20 protein-coding genes and 1 rRNA gene are annotated in these 20,248 nt (G+C 62.5%); 11 read left to right on the top strand and 10 right to left on the bottom strand.

What is annotated here, in order from left to right:
• Nucleotides 1-19 precede the first annotated feature (19 nt).
• From BLT98_RS14050 to BLT98_RS14020, 7 genes are all read left to right on the top strand, one after another.
• On the top strand, nucleotides 20-1,258 hold the full coding sequence (locus BLT98_RS14050; protein ID WP_244517492.1) for an FAD-dependent monooxygenase: 1,239 nt from the start codon (nucleotides 20-22) through the stop codon (nucleotides 1,256-1,258).
• Between the two features lie 159 nt (nucleotides 1,259-1,417).
• Nucleotides 1,418-2,134, top strand: a complete 717-nt coding sequence (locus BLT98_RS14045; protein ID WP_034785648.1) for a DsbC family protein — start codon at nucleotides 1,418-1,420, stop codon at nucleotides 2,132-2,134.
• A 132-nt stretch (nucleotides 2,135-2,266) separates the two neighbouring features.
• Complete coding sequence (locus BLT98_RS14040) at nucleotides 2,267-2,725, top strand: (2Fe-2S)-binding protein (protein ID WP_034753534.1); 459 nt, start codon at nucleotides 2,267-2,269, stop codon at nucleotides 2,723-2,725.
• Nucleotides 2,726-2,735: 10 nt separating this feature from the next.
• Nucleotides 2,736-5,000 carry a xanthine dehydrogenase family protein molybdopterin-binding subunit gene (locus BLT98_RS14035; protein WP_092608781.1) on the top strand — a complete coding sequence of 755 codons (2,265 nt, stop codon included), beginning with the start codon at nucleotides 2,736-2,738 and terminating at the stop codon, nucleotides 4,998-5,000.
• A 13-nt stretch (nucleotides 5,001-5,013) separates the two neighbouring features.
• A complete protein-coding gene (locus BLT98_RS14030) occupies nucleotides 5,014-5,622 on the top strand; it encodes a nucleotidyltransferase family protein (RefSeq protein WP_092608778.1) in 609 nt (202 codons plus the stop codon).
• Nucleotides 5,623-5,739: 117 nt separating this feature from the next.
• Nucleotides 5,740-7,542, top strand: a complete 1,803-nt coding sequence (locus BLT98_RS14025; RefSeq protein ID WP_092609881.1) for a M61 family metallopeptidase — start codon at nucleotides 5,740-5,742, stop codon at nucleotides 7,540-7,542.
• Nucleotides 7,543-7,756: 214 nt separating this feature from the next.
• Nucleotides 7,757-8,932: a GGDEF domain-containing protein gene (locus BLT98_RS14020; protein ID WP_092608775.1), complete on the top strand. Its 1,176-nt coding sequence runs from the start codon at nucleotides 7,757-7,759 to the stop codon at nucleotides 8,930-8,932.
• Here BLT98_RS14020 and BLT98_RS14015 read toward each other — a convergent pair.
• From BLT98_RS14015 to rpe, 7 genes are all read right to left on the bottom strand, one after another.
• On the bottom strand, nucleotides 8,883-9,347 hold the full coding sequence (locus tag BLT98_RS14015; protein WP_092608772.1) for a hypothetical protein: 465 nt from the start codon (nucleotides 9,345-9,347) through the stop codon (nucleotides 8,883-8,885). The genes BLT98_RS14020 and BLT98_RS14015 overlap by 50 nt on opposite strands.
• 20 nt (nucleotides 9,348-9,367) lie before the next feature.
• Nucleotides 9,368-10,168: an indole-3-glycerol phosphate synthase TrpC gene (gene trpC, locus BLT98_RS14010; protein WP_092608769.1), complete on the bottom strand. Its 801-nt coding sequence runs from the start codon at nucleotides 10,166-10,168 to the stop codon at nucleotides 9,368-9,370.
• A 33-nt stretch (nucleotides 10,169-10,201) separates the two neighbouring features.
• Entirely contained in the window at nucleotides 10,202-11,245 is a 1,044-nt protein-coding gene (trpD, locus tag BLT98_RS14005; RefSeq protein WP_092608766.1) for an anthranilate phosphoribosyltransferase, read from the bottom strand.
• 65 nt (nucleotides 11,246-11,310) lie between these two features.
• Complete coding sequence (locus BLT98_RS14000) at nucleotides 11,311-11,874, bottom strand: aminodeoxychorismate/anthranilate synthase component II (RefSeq protein ID WP_034785635.1); 564 nt, start codon at nucleotides 11,872-11,874, stop codon at nucleotides 11,311-11,313.
• Nucleotide 11,875: 1 nt separating this feature from the next.
• Nucleotides 11,876-13,372: an anthranilate synthase component I gene (gene trpE, locus BLT98_RS13995; protein WP_092608763.1), complete on the bottom strand. Its 1,497-nt coding sequence runs from the start codon at nucleotides 13,370-13,372 to the stop codon at nucleotides 11,876-11,878.
• 269 nt (nucleotides 13,373-13,641) lie between these two features.
• Nucleotides 13,642-14,346: a phosphoglycolate phosphatase gene (locus tag BLT98_RS13990; protein ID WP_092608760.1), complete on the bottom strand. Its 705-nt coding sequence runs from the start codon at nucleotides 14,344-14,346 to the stop codon at nucleotides 13,642-13,644.
• On the bottom strand, nucleotides 14,346-15,020 hold the full coding sequence (rpe, locus tag BLT98_RS13985) for a ribulose-phosphate 3-epimerase (protein WP_070254125.1): 675 nt from the start codon (nucleotides 15,018-15,020) through the stop codon (nucleotides 14,346-14,348). Before rpe ends, BLT98_RS13990 begins: the two co-directional genes overlap by 1 nt.
• Nucleotides 15,021-15,185: 165 nt before the next feature.
• Between rpe and apaG the strand changes: the two genes are divergently transcribed.
• Nucleotides 15,186-15,560, top strand: a complete 375-nt coding sequence (gene apaG / locus BLT98_RS13980) for a Co2+/Mg2+ efflux protein ApaG (protein ID WP_034785627.1) — start codon at nucleotides 15,186-15,188, stop codon at nucleotides 15,558-15,560.
• Between the two features lie 23 nt (nucleotides 15,561-15,583).
• Here apaG and BLT98_RS29200 read toward each other — a convergent pair whose 3' ends face one another.
• Nucleotides 15,584-15,730 carry a hypothetical protein gene (locus BLT98_RS29200; RefSeq protein ID WP_167468630.1) on the bottom strand — a complete coding sequence of 49 codons (147 nt, stop codon included), beginning with the start codon at nucleotides 15,728-15,730 and terminating at the stop codon, nucleotides 15,584-15,586.
• A gap of 10 nt (nucleotides 15,731-15,740) precedes the next feature.
• Here BLT98_RS29200 and BLT98_RS13975 point away from each other — a divergent pair, with 10 nt between their 5' ends.
• On the top strand, nucleotides 15,741-17,006 hold the full coding sequence (locus BLT98_RS13975; protein WP_244517491.1) for a murein transglycosylase A: 1,266 nt from the start codon (nucleotides 15,741-15,743) through the stop codon (nucleotides 17,004-17,006).
• A 41-nt stretch (nucleotides 17,007-17,047) separates the two neighbouring features.
• Here BLT98_RS13975 and BLT98_RS13970 read toward each other — a convergent pair whose 3' ends face one another.
• Nucleotides 17,048-17,485, bottom strand: coding sequence for a universal stress protein (locus tag BLT98_RS13970; protein WP_070254126.1), 438 nt, complete (start codon nucleotides 17,483-17,485; stop codon nucleotides 17,048-17,050).
• Nucleotides 17,486-17,622: 137 nt separating this feature from the next.
• Nucleotides 17,623-18,816 (bottom strand): MFS transporter, encoded by a 1,194-nt coding sequence (locus BLT98_RS13965; RefSeq protein ID WP_240317690.1) that lies wholly within the window; start codon nucleotides 18,814-18,816, stop codon nucleotides 17,623-17,625.
• A gap of 189 nt (nucleotides 18,817-19,005) precedes the next feature.
• On the opposite strand from BLT98_RS13965, the gene BLT98_RS13960 reads away from it, so the two are divergent.
• Entirely contained in the window at nucleotides 19,006-19,782 is a 777-nt protein-coding gene (locus BLT98_RS13960; protein WP_070282850.1) for an enoyl-CoA hydratase, read from the top strand.
• Nucleotides 19,783-20,163: 381 nt separating this feature from the next.
• Nucleotides 20,164-20,248 (top strand): 16S ribosomal RNA (locus BLT98_RS13955); the annotation flags it as partial.

Genomic DNA, 20,248 nt, shown 5'->3' with positions numbered 1-20,248 from the left:
CAAACGCTATAATGGCCGCATGAACAGTCCCACTCCCCCTACCATGCGGCGCTTCATGCATAGCCACAGCGACGTTTGCATCGTCGGCAATGGCGCCATCGCGAAAACCACGGCGCTGGCGTTTGCCCAGGCAGGACAAAGCGTCACCCTGTTATCCCCGGTGAGCCCGCCCGCCCCCGCTTCGGCCGCCAAGCCGGTCGAAGCCAGCTGGGACGTGCGCGTGTATGCGCTCAATAATACGGCGCACCAGTTGCTGTCGTCGCTGAAGGTGTGGGGCGCACTCGCGGCCGACAGGGTGGCGCCCGTTGACGCCATGCTGGTCAACGGCGATGGCGCGCAGGCGGGGGGACTCGGTTTCGACGCCTACGGCGCCCATGTGGGCACGCTGGCGTGGATCATCGAAGACCGCAACCTGGGTCAGGCGCTGGACGCGGCCCTCAAATTCGCGCCGAACGTCAGCGTGCTGCAGGGCCGGGCCAGCCGCCTGGAATGGACGAATGATTCGGCCATCGTGCACCTCGATGGCGGCGACACCATCACCTGCGCGCTGGTGGTGGGCGCGGACGGCGCCCAATCGTGGGTGCGGGGCCAGTGCGATATCGGCCTCGATTACCGCTCGTATGGCCAGCGCGGCGTGGTCAGCAACTTCGCCTGCGAAAAGCCTCACCATGGCGCGGCCCACCAGTGGTTCACGGGCAGCGAAGGCATCGTCGCGCTGCTGCCGCTGCCGGGCGACCGCGTTTCGCTGGTCTGGTCGGCGCCCGATGCGCTGGCCGATACCTTGATGGCCGAATCGGCCGACGCCCTGGCCGCGCGCCTGGCCGCCTATTGCCACGACAAACTGGGCAAACTCACGCCGCTGCAGCCGGAACTGGTGCGCGCCTTCCCATTGACCCTGATGCGCCCGCACGCCATGGTGGCGCCGCGCGTGGCCCTGGTCGGCGACGCCGCCCACGTGGTGCACCCGATGGCGGGCCACGGCATGAACCTCGGTTTTGCCGATGTGGCGCAGCTGGTCAAGACGATCAGCGAACGCGAAGCGCACCGCGGCATCGGCGACGAGCGCGTGCTGGCCCGCTATGCGCGCGCGCGCAAGGAAGACGTGCTGCTGATGCAGCTGGCGACCGATGGCCTGGCGCGATTATTTGGCGCTGATCTGGAACCGTTGCGCGTGGTTCGCAATTTGGGATTAAACTTGCTGGATAAATTGCCGGCCCTGAAGCGGAAAATGATTGCGCACGCATTGGGACATCAGTAAGTATCAGCGAATCTTAAGATATCGCCGGATAATGGCAGGTGTGAAAATTCAAGGTCGCCGCAGCTGGTCTGCGGCGATCGTTTTGTCAAAGAGATAATGACGCCGGACCAGAGGCCAGTCCCGCCAGGCGTTTCAAGTGGAGAAGTGATAGTGATAAAAATGAGCAGAATCGCATTGGTACTCGCCTCGGGCCTGATGATGTCGTGCGCCGGCGCGGAAACGCCGACGGAAGCGAACATCAAAAAGCTGATCGAGCCGCGCCTGGGCGAAGGCGCCAAGGTCGATTCGGTCAAGGAAACCCCATACGGCGGCCTGTACGAAGTGCGCACGGGCGGCGACATCCTGTACACGGACAAGGCCGCGCAATACCTGTTCGTCGGCCACGTCTTCGACGCCAAGACGTCGCAAGACCTGACCAAGGTGCGCCTGGACGAAGTCAATCGCATCAAGTTCTCCGACTTGCCGCTCGATTCCGCCATGAAGACCGTCAAGGGCAATGGCAAGCGCGTGATCGCCGTGTTCGAAGATCCGAACTGCGGCTATTGCAAGCGTTTCCGCCAGAATGCGCTGAAGGAAATCGACAACGTCACCGTCTACACCTTCATGTACAACATCCTGTCGCCGGACTCCATCGTCAAGTCGCGCAATGTCTGGTGCGCGCCGGACCGCAACAAGGCCTGGGATGACTGGATGTTGAACGGCAAAGCGCCGGCCACGGTGGCCGCCACTTGCGCCAACCCGCATGAAAAAATCCTGGCCCTGGGCCAGCAATTGCGCGTCTCGGGCACGCCAGCCATCTTCTTTGCCGACGGCAGCCGCATTCCGGGCGCGGTCGATGCGAAAACGCTGGAACAGAAATTCTCGACCATTAAGTAATCCGGGCTGTCGCCAGGAAGGCTGGACGGCGCGCCCTCGCAAGGCGCGCTTTTTTTTGCACTTTTTTCCGCTGTCGTATCATCAAGTGTTGTTCGTAGACGCCATAACAATCCAAAAAAGGGGAAGCAGCAGATGATTACCTTGAATATCAACGGACGCGACACGCAGGTCGACGCCGATCCTTCCACGCCCATCCTGTGGGCGCTGCGCGATAACCTGAATATGACGGGCACCAAGTTCGGTTGCGGCGCGGCCCTGTGCGGGGCCTGCACGGTGCACCTCGACGGCCAGCCGATCCGCTCCTGCATCACGCCGATTTCCTCGGTGGGCGCGCAAAAGATCACCACCATCGAAGCGATGGAAAACGATCAGGTGGGCAAGGCCGTGCAGGCGGCATGGGTGCGCCACGACGTGCCGCAATGCGGCTACTGTCAAAGCGGCCAGGTGATGAGCGCCACGGCGCTGCTGCGCACCAACAAGGCGCCCAGCGATGCAGATATCGACGGCGCCATGAGCGGCAATATCTGCCGCTGCGGCACCTATCAACGGATCCGCGCAGCCATCAAGGACGCGGCCAAGACCCTGGCCTGAGGAGAGCGACATGCGTATCGAATGGTTGAATCAGGAAGCATTGCAGCATGGCGGGGTGACCCTGGGCGCGGCGCTGGCATCGGCGCCGGTGGCGGTTGCCGATGGCGTGTCGCGGCGCGGTTTCATGAAGGCCGGCGCGGCGGCTGGCGGCGGCTTGATGCTGGGCTTTTTCCTGCCTGGCGCAGGCAAGCTGGCGCAGGCGGCCGATGCCGCGCCCGCCAAGCCCGTGTATGCGCCGAACGCCTTCTTGCACATCGCTCCCGATAACTCGGTGACGGTGCAGGTGAACCGGCTGGAATTCGGCCAGGGCGTGCAAACGAGCTTGCCCATGCTGATCGCCGAGGAACTCGACGCCGACTGGAGCCTGGTGCACGGCGCCCTGGCGCCGGCCGGCGAGCAGTACAAGGATGCGGCCTACGGCATGCAGATGACGGGCGGTTCGGGCAGCATCGCCCACTCGTTTACGCAGTACCGCGAAATCGGCGCCAAGGCGCGCGCCATGCTGGTGGGCGCCGCTGCCGCGCAGTGGAAAGTCAGTCCCGACCAGGTGCGTGCCGCCAAGGGCGTGCTGTATGGCCCTGGCGGACAAAAGGCGACGTATGGCGAGTTTGCCGACGCGGCCATGCGCCAACCCGTGCCTACCTCCGTCAAGCTGAAAGACCCGCGCGACTTTGTCATCATCGGCAAACCCGTGAAACGCCTCGACGCGGCCGCCAAGTCCACGGGAAAACAGCAGTTCGGCATCGATTTCAAGCCGCCCGGCGCGAAAGTGGCCATGGTGGCGCGCCCGCCCGTGTTTGGCGCCAAGGTGGCGAAATTCGACGCCAGCAAGGCGAAAGCCATCAAGGGCGTGCTCGAGGTGCTGGAAGTGAAGACCGACCGTGGCGGCAGCGGCGTGGCCGTCATCGCCGACGGCTACTGGCCCGCCAAGCAGGGACGCGACGCGCTGGTGATCGAGTGGGATACGAGCGCCGTGGAAAAGGTCAGCAGCGACAAGCAGCTGGCCGCCTTCAAGGCGCTGGCGAAAACGCCGGGCACCATCGCCAAGCCTGCCGACATGGGCAAGCTGGCCAAGGCGCCGAAAAAGATCGAAGCCGTGTACGAGTTCCCCTACCTGGCGCACGCGCCGATGGAGCCGCTCAACTGCGTCGTCGACCTGCAAGCGGACAAATGCACGATGTGGGTGGGCTCGCAATTCCAGACCGGCGACCAGGCGGCCATAGCGGCTACTTCCGGCCTGAAACCCGGGCAGGTGACGCTGCACACGATGATGGCTGGCGGCGGCTTCGGCCGGCGCGCCGTGCCCTCGTCCGATTATGTGGTCGAAGCCGTCAACGTCGCCAAGGCATACCGGGCGGCGGGTAAGAGCGGCCCCTTAAAGCTGATGTGGAGCCGCGAGGATGACATCAAGGGCGGCTACTACCGGCCGTCGCATGTGCACCGCGCGCAGATCGGTCTCGACGCCAAAGGGAAAATCCTCGCCTGGGACCACACCATCGTGGGCCAGTCCATCATGGCCGGCACGCCATTCGAAGCCTTCATGGTGAAAAATGGCGTCGATGGCACCATGGTCGAAGGCATGGGCGAGCCGTACACCCTGCCGATGAAGCTGTCCGTGCACACGGCCAAGGCGAACGTGCCCGTGCTGTGGTGGCGCTCCGTCGGTTCGACGCATACGGCCTTTGTCATGGAAACCCTGATCGACGAGGCGGCGCACGTGGCGAAGATGGATCCCGTCGCCTACCGCAAGCAGCTGATCGACGCCAGGCACACGCGCCACATCGCCGCGCTGGACCTGGCCGTGGCCAAGTCCGGCTATGGCAAGAAGAAGCTGCCGAAAGGGCAGGCCTGGGGCGTGGCCATGCATGAATCGTTCAATTCCGTCGTCGCCTACGTGGTGACGGCTTCCGTGGTGGAAGGCGCGCCCAAGCTGCACCAGGTATGGGCCGGCGTGCATTGCAACCTGGCCGTCAACCCCTTGACGATCGAGGCGCAAGTACAGGGAGCCGCGCTGATGGCGCTGGGCATGACCATTCCCGGCGCGGCCATCACGCTCAAGGATGGCGTGGTGGAGCAGCAGAACTTCGGCGACTACCCTGTACCGCGCATGCAAGACATGCCGGTGATCGAGGTGCACCTGGTGCCATCGGGCGACGCGCCAACGGGCATGGGCGAACCGGGCGTGCCGCCATTGGCGCCCGCATTCGCCAATGCGCTGTTCGCCCTGACGGGCAAGCGCCTGCGCAAGCTGCCATTCGACCTGGCGGCCGCATGACGGCAGCGGTTTTTTGAGTACGGTCGGCATCTTGCTGGCAGCCGGAAGGGGGCGCAGATTCGACCCTTCCGGCGTACAGAACAAATTATTGCAGCCGCTGGCCGAAGGCCCGCATGCGGGCTTGCCGGTGGTGGCGGCGGCCGCAAAGTCCATGCTGGCGGCCTTGCCGCGCGTGCTGGCCGTGGTGCGTGCCGACGACACGCAGGTGGCGCGCGTGCTCGGTGCGCTGGGCTGCGAGGTGCGCGTCTGCCATGACGCCGACACGGGCATGGCCGCCTCGCTTACCTGCGCCATCGATTATGTGCGCGGCGCGCCGGGCTGGCTGATCGCCCTGGGCGACATGCCCTGGGTGGAAGCGGCTACAATCGCCGCCTTGTCTCACGCTATCGGCGATGTCGCGCACATCGCCGTGCCCGTGTTCCAGGGCCGGCGCGGCAATCCTGTCGCCTTCAGCGCTTTTCACTTGCCGCTGCTGCTGGCGCTCGATGGCGACCAGGGCGCGCGCAGCATCGTCAACAGCCATGCCGTATGCGAAGTGACAGTGGACGACAGCGGCATCTTGCGCGATATTGATACACCTGACGATTTGTCGCCGGTGCCTGGCGCACCCGGGCGATTGTAGAACATCCATGCCAGACACGAGGAAAACATGAAGAAAGCACCGATTCAAAAAATCACCGCCAAGGCGGGAGCCAAGGCAAGCGGCAAAGCCACAAGCAAAGCCGTAGCGAAAACCGCAGTGAAAACCACACCGGCCGCCGGTATCATCTACAGCATCGCCGCTGCCGACCTGGCCGGCCACATGTTCAAGGTGACGTTGACAGTCAAGTCGCCGGCCGCCATCGGCCAGGTCTTGTCCTTGCCGGCCTGGATCCCGGGCAGCTATATGATCCGCGAATTTTCGCGCAACATCGTCAGCATCCGCGCCGAGTCCGAGGGCAAGGCCGTGGTGCTGACCAAATTGGACAAGCACTCGTGGCAAGCCGCTCCGTGCAAAGGCCCGTTGACGGTGGAATACGACGTGTATGCCTGGGACCTGTCCGTGCGCGCCGCCCACCTGGACCAGAATCACGGCTTCTTCAACGGCACCAGCGTGTTCCTGCGCGTGCTGGGCCAGGAGGCCGAGCCGCATGAAGTGCACATCGTGCAGCCGAAGGATGCGGCCTGCAAGACCTGGAAGGTGGCCACCACCCTGCCGGAACTGAAAGCGAAGCGCTATGGCTTCGGCAGCTACCAGGCGGCCAACTACGATGAGCTGATCGACCACCCGGTGGAGATGGGCGACTTCGCGCTGGCCACCTTTACCGCGCATGGCGTGCCGCACGATATCGTCGTCACGGGCAAGGTGCCGAACCTGGACCTGGACCGTCTGTGCCGCGACCTGAAAGCCATCTGCGAAACACAGATCGCCTTCTTCGAGCCGAAGACCAAGAAGGCGCCGATGGACCGTTATGTGTTCATGACCATGGCCGTCGGCGACGGTTACGGCGGCCTCGAACACCGCGCCTCGACGGCGCTGATCTGCGCGCGCGCGGACCTGCCGACGACGGCTTCGACCAGTACGGAGATCGGCGACGGCTACCTGAAATTCCTGGGCCTGTGCAGCCACGAGTACTTCCACACCTGGAACGTCAAGCGCATCAAGCCGGCCGCCTTTGCGCCGTACAACCTGCAGGCGGAAAGCTATTCGCCGCTGCTGTGGCTGTTCGAAGGCTTCACCAGCTATTACGATGACCTGATGCTGGTGCGCGCGGGCCTGATCGACGAGGCAGCCTATTTCAAATTGCTGGGAAAAACCGTCAACAGCGTCTTGCGCGGCAGCGGCCGCACCAAGCAAAGCGTGGCCGATTCCAGTTTCGACGCCTGGGGCAAGTACTACCGCCAGGATGAAAACGCGCCGAACGCCATCGTCAGCTACTACACCAAGGGTTCGCTGATCGCGCTGGCTTTCGACCTGACGCTGCGCAGCAAGACGAATGGAGAGAAATCGCTGGACGACGTGATGCAGGCCTTGTGGCAGCGCTATGGCCGCGATTTCTACAAGGGGAAAGCGCGCGGCGTGACGCCGGCGGAAGTCGAAGCCCTGTTCGATGAGATTGCCGGCACGCGCATGAAGCCGTTCTTCGAGCGCTACATCCGCGGCACGGACGACGTGCCGCTGGCGCGCCTGCTGGCGCCGTTCGGCGTGAAATACAGCGATGCGCGCAAGGCGGAAAAAGCCAGCCTGGACGTCAACCTGGGCCGCGACGGCAACGATGCCAAGCTGGCGCAGGTGCACCAGGGCGGCGCTGCCCACGTGGCCGGCCTGTCGGCGGGCGACGTGCTGGTGGCCATCGATGGCTTGCGCGTGACGGGCACCAGCCTGGACACCTTGCTGGGCCGCTACGCCGTCGGCGCCAAGGTGGCGGTGCACGCCTTCCGCCGCGACGAGCTGATGACGTTCGCGGTAGTGCTGCAGGGCGACCGCGTGCCAGGTGTCAGCTTGACCCTGCTGCCGGCGCCAAAGAAAGCCGCGGGACCGAAGCGTCCTAGCGCGGCATGATGCAGTTTGTCATGCAGTAGGACAGAAAACCGGCCGTCACTGGCCGGTTTTTTTATTTCTAGCAGCAATTTCTCAAATGCAACTCATCCGCTGAACTGGCGGCTTGCCATCATATTTACCGTAAATGAACTAATTTTTCTTTAACTAAACTAAAATTGCCGAACTGCTTCTTTTAGATCGCGCCAACGTGCAAACCCTCGATCCGCGAACCATCATGCTGATGACCACCCTGATGTGCGGGGCGATGAGCATCGTCATGTTCTCGGTGTATCGCAGTTTCCGGCGCGAGGTGCATGGCCTGGGACATTGGGCGGCCGGTTTGCTGTTGCTGGTGTGTGCGTCCCTGCTGTTCGGCACCCGCGAAGTGCTGCCGCCGGCATTGTCCGTGATCGCGGCCAATGCGGCGCTGGTGGCTGGCATCGGCCTGTCGATGCTGGGCACGGAGACATTCTTTGGCCTGGCGCCCAGCCGCCGCGCCTATCTGCTGATACTTGCCCTGGCCATCGCCGGCAATAGCTGGTGGCTGCTGGTGCACCCTGATTTCTCGGCGCGCGTGGCGGTCTTCTCCCTGCTGGTCTTCCTGTTTTACGCCCGCCAGGCGCAGTTGGTGTGGCGCCATGGCGAGCGCCATTTTTCGAGTTTTTTCTTTGGCGCGCTGATGCTGACGCAGGCGATCGTGGTGCTGGCGCGCGGCGTGTCTGCCTTGCTGCATGGTGGCGCCAGCGTGAACCTGACGGTGGCCGGCACGCCGGCCGGCATCTATCTGGCGGTCGCCAATTTCATGGCGCTGCTGCTGACGGTGGGCTTCATGACGGTGGCGACGCGTCGCCTGCAGCAGATACTGGAGCGCCGCTCGACCCACGATCCGCTGACGCAGGTGCTGAACCGGCGCGGCTTTGGCGACGCCTATGCGCGCGAAATGGGCAATCTGCGGCGCCGCCGTTTGCCGCTGACACTGCTCAGCATAGACCTCGATTACTTCAAATCGATCAATGACCGCTACGGTCACGCGGTGGGCGACCAGGTGCTGGCGCATGTGGCCACTGTCATCGGCGGGGCCTTGCGCGAATCGGATTGCGTGGCGCGTTACGGCGGCGAGGAATTCGTCGTGCTGATGCCGGACATGCCGGCGCAAAGTGCGCTGGGCGTGGCCGAACGCATCCGCACCTTGCTGCGTGAGTCCAGTCATGCGGGACTGCCTTCGTGTACGGTCAGCATCGGTGTCGCTTGCCAGGCATCGGTGGTGGAAGGGCTGGAACAGTTGCTGTCGCGCGCCGATGCGGCCCTGTACCTGGCCAAGGAGCGGGGACGCGACCGCATCGAACTCGATACCGCTGCGCTTACTGTGGACCGGACAATGTCCGCAGCTGAAATCGGTACTGGTCGTTGAACAGGAAGGTTTCGGAAAAATCGAAGGTCTTGGCATGGCGGCGCATCAGGTGTGCCGCCGGCGGAAAGAGCGCCTGCACGCGCCGCACGGCGGCCAGGGCCGCGGCCGATGCTTCGCTGTCGCGCGAACGGTGGACATGCACGCTTTTCAGCTCGCCGTCGGGCCCCACGCTCAGGTCGAGCACGACGATGGCCGGCAGCATGGGCGGCAGGCGTCCGCTGAACGTGTATGCAGCGTTGGCCTCCATGATCTGCTGCGCCACCAGTGATTTGTAGGCGTCGATGCTGGCGGCGAGCTGTATTGCGGCGGGCGTGGGAGCGGGCGTAGGTGTGGGCGTGCGCGCCGCTGGCGGGGCTGCAGTCTGGCAAGCCGACAGCAGGCTGGCGGCGGCAAGGACGATTATCGCGTGTCTCATGCCTGCCAGCCTACCATGGTTTAACTGAACAGGCGTTCCAGCTCCACGCCGGGGTCTGGCGCGCGCATGAACGCTTCGCCCACGAGGAAGCTGTGGATGTGCGCGTCGCGCATGCGTTGCACGTCAGCCGTGCTGTGGATGCCCGATTCCGTGATGATCAATCTGTCTTGCGGGATGCGCGGCAAGAGATTGATGGTCGTGTCGAGCGACGTTTCGAAGGTGCGCAGGTTGCGGTTGTTGATGCCGATCAGCGCGCTCTTGAGTTTCAAGGCCGCCGTCAGCTCTTCGCCGTCGTGGCTTTCGATCAGCACGCCCATGCCCAGTTCGTGGGCGCACGCTTCCATCTCCGCCATCAGGCCATGGTCGAGCGCCGCGACGATCAGGAGGATGCAGTCGGCGCCCATGGCCCGCGCTTCATAGATCTGGTACATGTCGACCATGAAATCCTTGCGCAGCACGGGGATGGTGCAGGCGGCGCGCGCCTGCTGCAGATACTCCACGGATCCCTGGAAGAACTGTTCGTCCGTCAGCACGGACAGGCAAGCCGCGCCATGCGCCGCATAGCTGGCCGCGATATCAGACGGACGGAAGTCGGCGCGGATCACGCCTTTTGACGGTGACGCTTTTTTCACTTCGGCGATGATGCCGGGCTTGCCGGCGGCGATGTGCTGGCGCAGGCTCGCTTCAAAGCCGCGCAGGCCGGCGCGCAGTGCGCTGTCGCTTTCCACGTCGCCGCGCAGGCTGGCCAGGCTGCGGCGGGCTTTGGCCTTGGCCACTTCATCGGCCTTCACGGCCAGGATTTTATCGAGTATGTCGGACATGATGGTCGCTATTCTATAAGGGAGGACGGTGGCTTACGCTTGCGCCGGGGTGCCCAGCTGCTGCGTGACCTGCACGAATTGATCGAGTTTTGCCAGCGCCGCGCCCGAGCTGACGGCGGCGCGCGCGCGCGCCAGGCCGTCTTCGATTGAGCTGGCCACGCCGGCCGCGTACAGCGCCGTGCCCGCGTTCAGGGCGACGATGTCGGCAGCGGCACCGGGCTCGCCGCGCAGCGCTTCCATCATCTTGGCCTTCGATTCGGCGGCATCGGCCACTTTCAGGTTGCGGCTGGCGATCATCGACATGCCGAAGTCTTCGGGATGGATTTCATATTCGCGGATTTCGCCGTTGATCAGTTCGCCGACGAGGGTAGAGGCACCGAGCGAGACTTCATCCATATTGTCGCGGCCATACACGACGATGGCGTGCTGCGCGCCCAGGCGCTGCAGCACGCGCACCTGGATGCCGACCAGGTCGGCATGGAACACGCCCATCAGGATGTTCGGCGCGCCGGCCGGATTCGTCAGCGGACCGAGGATGTTGAAGATCGTGCGCACGCCCAGCTCCTTGCGCACAGGCGCCGCATGCTTCATGGCCGCATGGTGGTTCGGCGCGTACATGAAACCGATGCCCGTCTGCGCGATCGACTGGGCGATCTGCTCGGGCTGCAGGTTGATGTTGACGCCCAGGGAGTCCAGCACGTCGGCGCTGCCGGACGAGGATGAGACGCTGCGCCCGCCATGCTTGGCGACGCGCGCGCCGGCCGCCGCCGCCACGAACATCGAGGCAGTGGAAATATTGAAAGTGTGCGCGCCGTCGCCGCCCGTGCCGACGATGTCGAGCAGGTTGGTGGTGTCGGCCATGGGCACCTTGGTGGAAAACTCGCGCATCACTTGCGCTGCGGCGGCGATTTCGCCGATGGTTTCCTTTTTCACGCGTAAACCCATGGTGAGGGCGGCTATCATGGTGGCCGACATTTCGCCGGACATGATCTGGCGGAACAGGTACAGCATTTCGTCGTGAAAGATTTCGCGGTGTTCGATGCAGCGCAGCAGGGCTTCTTGTGGGGTGATCGGCATGATGCTTCCTTCTTCAATGATGGCGCAGGACGACACTGATGGCACGCCGTGGCGTGCGCGGAAAATCAGCGCTCGAGAAAATTCTTCAGCAGGGCGTGGCCGTGCTCCGAGAGGATCGATTCGGGGTGGAACTGCACGCCCTCGATATCGTATTCCCGGTGGCGCACGCCCATGATTTCGCCGTCGTCCGTCCACGCCGTCACTTCCAGGCAGGAAGGCAGCGAGGCGCGTTCGATCGCCAAAGAGTGGTAGCGGATCACTGTGAAGGGGCTGGGCAAGCCGTTGAAAACGCCCACGCCCGTATGCGCGATGAGGGAAGTCTTGCCATGCATGACTTGCTTGGCGCGGATGACCTTGCCGCCAAACGCTTCGCCGATGGCCTGGTGGCCCAGGCACACGCCCAGTATCGGCTTCTTGCCGGCGAAGTGCTTGAGCACTTCCACCGAAATGCCCGCCTGTGCCGGTGCTTTCGGGCCGGGCGAGATGCAGATGCGGTCCGGGTTCAGCGCCTCGATCTGTGCGATCGTGATTTCATCGTTGCGGTAGACCCGCACGTCTTCGCCCAACTCGCCGAAATACTGCACGATGTTGTAGGTGAAGGAGTCGTAGTTGTCGATCATCAGCAGCATCTTAAAACCCTCCATCCAGGCCATCTTGCACTTGTTCGGCGGCGCGCAGTACGGCGCGCGCCTTGTTCTCGGTTTCCTGCCATTCCATTTCGGGGATGGAGTCGGCCACGATGCCGGCCGCGGCCTGCACATACAGCATGCCGTCCTTGACCACGCCCGTGCGGATGGCGATCGCCACGTCCATTTCGCCGCCAAACGACAGGTAGCCGCAGGCGCCGCCGTAGATGCCGCGCTTGGTGATTTCCAGTTCGTCGATTACCTCCATGGCGCGCACTTTCGGTGCGCCCGTCAGGGTGCCGGCGGGGAAGGTTGCGCGCAGCACGTCCAGGTTCGACAGGCCATCTTTCAGCTTGCCTTCCACGTTCGAGACGATGTGTTGCACATGCGAGTATTTTTCGATGACCATGCGGTCCGTGACGTGCACGCTGCCCGTCTCGGCAATGCGGCCGATGTCGTTGCGCGCCAGGTCGATCAGCATCACGTGCTCGGCGATCTCCTTCGGATCGGCCAGCAGCTCGGCCGACAGTTCGGCGTCGCGCTCTGGCGTGGCGCCGCGTGGACGGGTGCCGGCAATCGGACGCAAGGTGACTTTCTTGCCGCCGTCCGCCGTCTTCTCGTTGCGCACCAGGATTTCCGGCGAGGCGCCGATGATCTGCATGTCGCCGAAATTATAGAAGTACATATACGGGGACGGATTGAGCGAACGCAAGGCGCGGTACAGTGTCAGCGGCGAATCGACATACGGCTTGCGGATGCGCTGGCCGATCTGTACCTGCATCAGGTCGCCCGCCATCACGTATTCATGCGCCTTGGCGACGGCCTTCAGGTAGTCTTCCTTGGAAAAATCGCGGATGGTTTCCGTGCGCACGGAAGCGCTGGTGACGGGGGCATCGACACCGCGGCGCAGCATCATGCGCAAGTCTTTCAGGCGCTGCTGCGCTTTCGAAAACGATTCGGGCTGCGTGGTGTCGGCGTAGACGATCAGGTAAAGCTTGCCGGACAGGTTATCGATGACGGCCAGTTCTTCCGTCACCATCAGCTGGATGTCGGGCAGCTTCAAGTCATCTTTCGGCGCGCCGCCGGCCAGTTTTTTCTCGATGTGGCGCACGGTGTCGTAGCCGAAGTAGCCGGCCAGGCCGCCGCAGAAGCGCGGCATGCCGGGGCGCAGGGCCACCTTGAAGCGCGACTGGAACTGTTCGATGAAGTCGAGCGGATTGCCTTCGTGTTCTTCGATCACTGTGCCGTTCTTGACGATTTCGGTGCGCTTGCCGTAGCTGCGCAACACGGTCGTGGCGGGCAAGCCGATGAAGGAGTAGCGGCCGAAGCGTTCGCCGCCGACGACGGATTCGAGCAGGAAGGTGTTCTTGCCGCCTTGTTGGGACTGTGCCAGTTTCAGGTACAGGGTGAGCGGGGTTTCCAGGTCGGCGAACGCTTCCGCGATCAGGGGGATGCGGTTGTAGCCTTGCTGGGCCAGCGATTTGAATTCGAGTTCGGTCATGTTTCTCTCCATGCCGTCAGGGTATGAGTGTGCATAGTGCACAAACCCTGCGGTGGGTTATCAAAAAACTTGCCGGGACATGCAATATGCGCAAAATGCGCAAAGGACGCGTGTGCAGCCGGCAGCAATCGTAACGGCTCGGCCCTTAGGCCTGCCAGGATTGCCAGCGTCGCCAAAGCCAGGCCTCAATCGAGCCGGTTTGGGTGACATTGTGTTTTTTGATGAGAAACGTGTTCACGATATGGTGTTGGGTTTGGTCAGTATGCTGGTTAATTTTGCATGCTAATAAAACGGGCTGCTTCGAGCAGTGTCTTTACTATACCATCGGAATCGGTATCGTGTATAGAGTGTCCGTGATTGTAGCCATACGGTACCGTCAGTACGGGGCAAGCCGCAGCCCTGGCCGCTTGTGCGTCATTCGAGGAGTCGCCGATGGCCACCACTTTGGAGGGCGGCAAGTCGAAGTCCGCGCACACTTGCAGCAGCGGCATGGGGTGCGGTTTTTTCTGCGGCAGCGAATCGCCGCCGTAGACGATCTCGAAATACTGGTCCAGGTTTTTCAGTTTCAGCAGGGGCAGAGCGAAGGCGATCGGCTTGTTGGTGACGCAGGCCAGACGCAAGCCCGCCGCCTTCATCGCCGCCAGTCCCTCTTCCACGTCCGGGTACAGGGTGCTGAACTGGCCGTTGATGGCCAGGTAATGGCGCTGGTAACCGTCCATCGCCTGCTCGAAGCGCTGTTCCACGCCGGCCGCATCGAAGTCGAGCGCCAGCACGGTGCGGATCAGGTTTTCCGAGCCCTTGCCCACCATCAGCTTGATGGCCTCGGCGCTGATGGGCGCCAGGTCCAGTTCGGCGCGCATGCCGTTGATGGCGACATGAAAATCGGGCACGGTGTCGAGCATCGTGCCATCGAGGTCGATGATGGCGGCGCGCACGCCTGCCAGTACGTGGTCTTTCACCGTGCCCGCTTGCATCAGGCGCCTTTGACAGTTGCCAGCTCGGCGCGCATGGCGTCGATGACGGCCTTGTAGTCCGGCTTGCCGAAGATGGCCGAGCCGGCGACGAAGGTGTCGGCGCCGGCGGCAGCGGCAGCGGCGATGTTGTCGATCTTGATGCCGCCATCGACTTCCAGCATGATGTCACGGCCCGACTCATCGATCATGCGGCGCGCTTCGGCGATCTTCTTCAGCGCTTGCGGAATGAAGGACTGGCCGCCGAAGCCCGGGTTGACGGACATGATCAGGATGATGTCGATCTTGTCCATCACGTGTTCCAGGTAGTGCAGCGGTGTGCCCGGGTTGAATACCAGGCCCGATTTGCAGCCATTGTCGCGGATCAGCTGCAGCGAACGGTCGACGTGATCCGACGCTTCCGGGTGAAAGGTGATGATGTTCGCGCCAGCCTTGGCGAAATCCGGGATAATGCGATCGACAGGCTTGACCATCAGATGCACATCGATGGGTACTTGCACGTGCGGGCGGATCGCTTCGCACACCAGGGGGCCGATGGTCAGGTTCGGCACGTAATGGTTATCCATCACGTCGAAGTGGATGATGTCGGCGCCGGCGGTAACGACGTTGCGCACTTCCTCGCCCAGGCGGGCAAAGTCGGCGGACAGGATGCTGGGAGCGATACGGAATGTTGTCATGGTGAAGTAGCCAAAGGATAGAAAATGCGATTTGCGCTATTTTACGCCTGACGCCGCTACCGTGCTTCATTGAAGTACGGTGAAATACAGAATACGCATCGCGCGATGGCCAATGCGGCGCGCGCGACACTCAATATGACTGGCAATGTCTGAATAGGAATGACGATGGCGACTTATGAATTTACGGTAACGGTCAAGACGCAATACCTGCCCGATCAATCGGCACCGGACCAGGGGCGGCACGTGTTCAGCTACACGATCCGCGTCGTCAACACGGGCACGGCTGGCGCGCAGCTGATTTCGCGCCACTGGGTCATCACGGATGCGAACAACAAGGTGGAAGAGGTACGCGGCCTGGGCGCCGTCGGCCACCAGCCGCTGCTGCAGCCGGGCGAGCAGTTCGAATACACGAGCGGCACCATGCTGGGCACGCCGCAAGGCTCGATGCATGGCGAATACTTTTGCGTGGCCGAAGACGGCCATCAGTTCGAAGCGCCGATTCCCGAGTTCGTGCTGTCGGTGCCGCGCACCCTGCATTAAGGAAACGCCGGGGGCGTGCGCCCCTATTTCAGTTTTTCGGTGGCGTCCTGTTCTTCACTGAGTTGCTTGCGTGCCGGCGGTGCGGGCTTTTTGCCCGAGTACATGGTCCACCAGACTATAAATGCCAGCAAGAAGAACGCCACCAGCGCCTCTATCATCAAGATCCACATACGTACCCCTATGTTATTTACACGCAGCCCATTTACCAGCCGTCTGTTTACACGCGGTAGTCTACTCGTTTCAGCCGGTGGCGTCGCGCTTGCGCTTTCCGCCTGCACCACGCCGTCCACGCCACCCGCTGCCTCCAGCGGCAAGGCGCCCGCCATCGCTCCGACCGTCGTCAGGCCGGTGCCGGCCAAGCCTGCCGACGCCAAGGATGTCACGGATGCGGCAGCCCCCACTTTCGTGCCCGCCAAGTTCGCCGCCTTGCCAGGTTGGGCCCGCGACGACATGCGCGCGGCCTGGCCCGCCTTCATGGCTTCGTGCGGCGTGCTGGTGAAACGGCCGGACTGGAAGGAATCGTGCACGATTGCGCGCCAGGTGAATGCCGACAGCGACAAGGCCATCCGCCTGTTTTTCGAGACCTTCTTTGTGCCCAATCAGGTTGTCACCGCCGATGGCGCCAATACTGGACTGGTGACCGGTTATTACGAGCCATTGCTGCACGGCGCGCGCAAGCGCGGCGGTCCATACCAGACACCGCTGTACAAGGTGCCTGACGACCTGGTTTCGGTGGACCTGGCCGGCGTGTATCCGGAACTGAAAAACATGCGCTTGCGCGGCAAGCTGGTCGGCAAGAAGGTGATACCGTATTCAACCCGCGCCGACATCGAGCGCGCCACCTCCGTCACGGGCAAGGAATTGCTGTGGGTGGATGATGAAGTCGAGGCCTTCTTCCTGCAAGTGCAGGGTTCCGGGCGCGTGCAGTTGACCGATACGCAGGAAACCGTGCGCGTGGCGTATGCGGATCAAAACGGCCATCCGTATAAATCGATCGGCCGCTACCTGGTCGACAAGGGCGAGCTGACCTTGAGCCAGGCATCCGCGCAAGGCATCAAGGCGTGGATCGCCGGCCATCCCACGCGCAAGGATGAATTGTTCAACGCTAATCCCAGCTATGTCTTCTTCAAGGAGGAGCGCCTGCCCGACCCGAAAGTGGGGCCGAAGGGCGCGCTGGGCGTGCCGCTGACGCCGCAGCGCTCGGTAGCTATCGATTCGCGCTTCCTGCCGCTGGGCGCGCCCGTGTTTTTGTCCACCACGCAAGCCAATAGCGAGATCCCCATGCAGCGCCTGGTGATGGCGCAGGATACGGGAGGCGCCATTCGCGGGCCGATCCGTGTCGATTATTTCTTTGGCTTTGGCGCGGAAGCGGCCGAGAATGCGGGCCGCATGAAGCAGAGCGGCGCCGTGTGGGTGTTGCTGCCGAAACAGGCGCCGGCGCGCTAGAGGAGGTGCGCGGCGCCGGCGGGTGATGGTCTGGCGTCAGCTTAGCGCAGAACCATCACTGGCAAGTGCGTGTGGGCCAGCACTTTTTGCGTTTCGCTGCCCACGAACAGCTTGTTCAAGCCCTTGCGGCCATGCGAGGCCATCAGGATGATGTCGCAATGGTAGGTCTGCGCCGCATTGACGATTTCATCGTGCGGGCTCGGTGACACGGCCACCACGCCTTCGAAGGGTACACCGGCGGTGCGCGCCGCTGCGCCGATCTTGTCGATGGCGCGTTGCGACGCTTCCTGCATCTGCTGTTCATACAGGCTGGCGTCGAGCACGATGCCGCCGTCGGCCATCGGCGAAAACGGGAAAGGCTGCACCACGCTGATGGCGACCAGCTTGGCTTTGTTCAATTGGGCGAAGGCGAGGGCGGTCTCGGCGGCTTTGTCGGACAACGGCGAGCCGTCGGTGGGAAATAAGATGGTGTTAAACATAGCGTGCTCCTCAAGTGATGTAAGACAGCTTATGGATTTACATCAATTAAAACCTTGATATAAATCAAACCTCACAGGCTTTGGCGTGAATAGTGTCGCCAAGGCAATCTTTTAGCAGTGTATGCCTGTTCATCGCATCAGGTGCGCACACTACGCAGCGGCGTGCCCCACACCATGGCGGCTGTCAACAGGATGCTGCCGGCCGCGATGCAGGCAAGGCCATTGCGCACGCCAAAATGTTCCGCGATCCAGCCGGCGGCCAGCGCGCCCAGCGGCGCCGTCGCCACCGTCAGGAAGCGCATGGTCGACGTCATGCGGCCCAGCATGGGGTCGGGCGTGACTTTCTGGCGCAAACCCAGGTAGGGAATAAAGAACAGCATCACGCCGCAATCGAAAAAGAACATCAATATGGCATACGCCACGGCGCTGGCGGCGGCGCTGCCGAACAGCGCGGCGGGAATCGTTGGTGTCAGGGCAAAGCAGAGCGAGGTCGATGCCAGGCCGATCAGGATGGTGCGGCCGGCGCCGTAGCGCTTCGTCAATGGCTTGACGATGAAGGCGCTGAGCAAGACGCCGGCGCCGCCCAGCATCTGCGTCATGCCCAGCACGCCAGGACTCATGCCCAGGTCGCGCGTGGCGAACAGCACCGTCAAGGCCATGCTGGCGTAGAACAGGAAGTGCCAGATGCCGGCGCCCCAGGCCAGCGCGCGCAGCAGCGGTTCGCGCCAGACGAACAGCAAGCCGTCGGCGATGTCGCGCAAGGCATGCTTGTCGGATGGGGCGGGGCGCGGGTCGCGCACGCTCATGGCACGCAAATTGAAGACGGAAATCAGATAGCCGCACGCTGTGCACAGGATGGCGACGGGCGCTGACAAGACTTGCACCAGCACGCCGGCCAGGCCGGGACCGATCAGGCGCGACGCCGATTCGGTGGCGGCAAATTTCGACTGCGCATCGATCAAGCCGTCGCGGCCCACCAGGAAAGTCAGAAACACCTGCTCGGCGCCGCCACCGACGACGAAGCCCGTGCCGATGATGAACCCTACTATATATAACCACGGCATGGACAGCACGCCGCACCAGTAAGCCACGGCCACGCTGGCCAGGGCCAGGCCGGACATGCTTTCGCTGAACAGCATGATCGGGTGCTTGCTGCGCCGGTCCAGCAGCACGCCGACGGGCAAGCCGAACAGGGCGAACGGCAGCGCCTGCAAGGCAACCAGCACGCCCATCTGTTCCGGCGTCGCATGCAGTAACAGTACCGCACACAAGGGCAGGGCCAGCGAGGTGATCTGGGCGCCGAAGCAGTTGAGGCCGTTGCTGAACCACAGGCGGCGGAAATTGACGCTGGCGGCGCTGCCGTCGCCGCGCAGGTAATGGGCGCAGTACTGGAAGAGGGAGGAGAAAATATCTTGCTCGATATGAAAATGATTAGGCTCACAATAATAGCAGCGCGCCTGCCGCGCCGCTGCCGTTAGCCGCTACAATCGTTGCCACCGTGTTCATCCAGAGGAGACTATATGCAATACGAAGACTTGATCATCGATATCCAGGACAAAGTGGCGGTCATCCGCCTGAATCGCCCGAAGGCATTGAATGCCTTGAACGACAACATGATGAATGAGCTGGGCGACGCTTTGCTGAAGTTCGACGCCGACGAGAATATCGGCTGCATCGTGCTCACGGGCAGCGAAAAAGCGTTTGCCGCCGGCGCCGACATCGCCGCCATGGCCGATTACACCTATCCGGACACCTTTACCCAGGGCTACATCAGCCGCAACTGGGAGCATATCTTGCGCGTGCGCAAACCTGTGGTGGGTGCGGTGGCGGGCTATGCGCTCGGTGGCGGCTGCGAACTGGCCATGATGTGCGACTTCCTGATCGCTGCCGACAGCGCCAAATTCGGCCAGCCGGAAATCAAGGTTGGCGTCACGCCAGGCGCGGGCGGTACGCAGCGTCTGCCGCGCGCCATCGGCAAGGCCAAGGCCATGGACCTGTTGCTGACGGCGCGCACCATTGACGCTGCCGAAGCGGAACGCATCGGCCTCGTATCGCGCGTGGTGCCGGCCGATAAATTGCTGGAAGAAACCCTGGCTGCCGCCAAGACCATTGCCGCCATGCCGACCTCGGTTGCCATGATGATCAAGGATTGCGTCAACCGCGCCTTTGAAACCACCTTGACCGATGGCGTCGCCTACGAGCGCCGTTTGTTCCAGGCCGCCTTCGGTACGCCTGCGCAAAAAGAAGGCATGCACGCTTTCCTGGAAAAGCGCTTGCCAAACTTCGATGGTCTTTGATATGATTCGCCTCCCCGATGAGACGCACTGGTTTGCGGCACAAAAGGGACGGCCTTCCGGGGCTGGGTAGTAGAAAAGAAGGTTGACGAAATGCTGAAAACGCTTCATACTCTTCCTTCTTCGCAGCTGACAAACACAACGCTTTGTCGATAGCGCGAAAGCAGTACCGAATACAGTTCTTTAACAATTAACAGTCGATAAGTGTGGGCATTTGATGTAAGTGCAGCGTCAATCTTCGGATTGGCGTCTAACTTAAAATATATCAAATGTTCACAAGAAATAATGAAATAGGATACTTCTTCGGAAGTAGCCTGTCAGTTTTTTGAGTGAGCGACCCATCAGCAATGATGGTACCGGTAAAACGGCAAAGTAACAGAGATTAAACTGAAGAGTTTGATCCTGGCTCAGATTGAACGCTGGCGGCATGCCTTACACATGCAAGTCGAACGGCAGCACGGAGCTTGCT

It is taken from the genome of Janthinobacterium sp. YR213 (assembly GCF_900099875.1).
GTDB classification, from domain to species: Bacteria; Pseudomonadota; Gammaproteobacteria; order Burkholderiales; family Burkholderiaceae_D; genus Janthinobacterium; species Janthinobacterium lividum.
The sequence above is the reverse complement of the archived record's forward strand: the minus strand, read 5'-3'. Positions and strand labels throughout refer to the sequence as shown.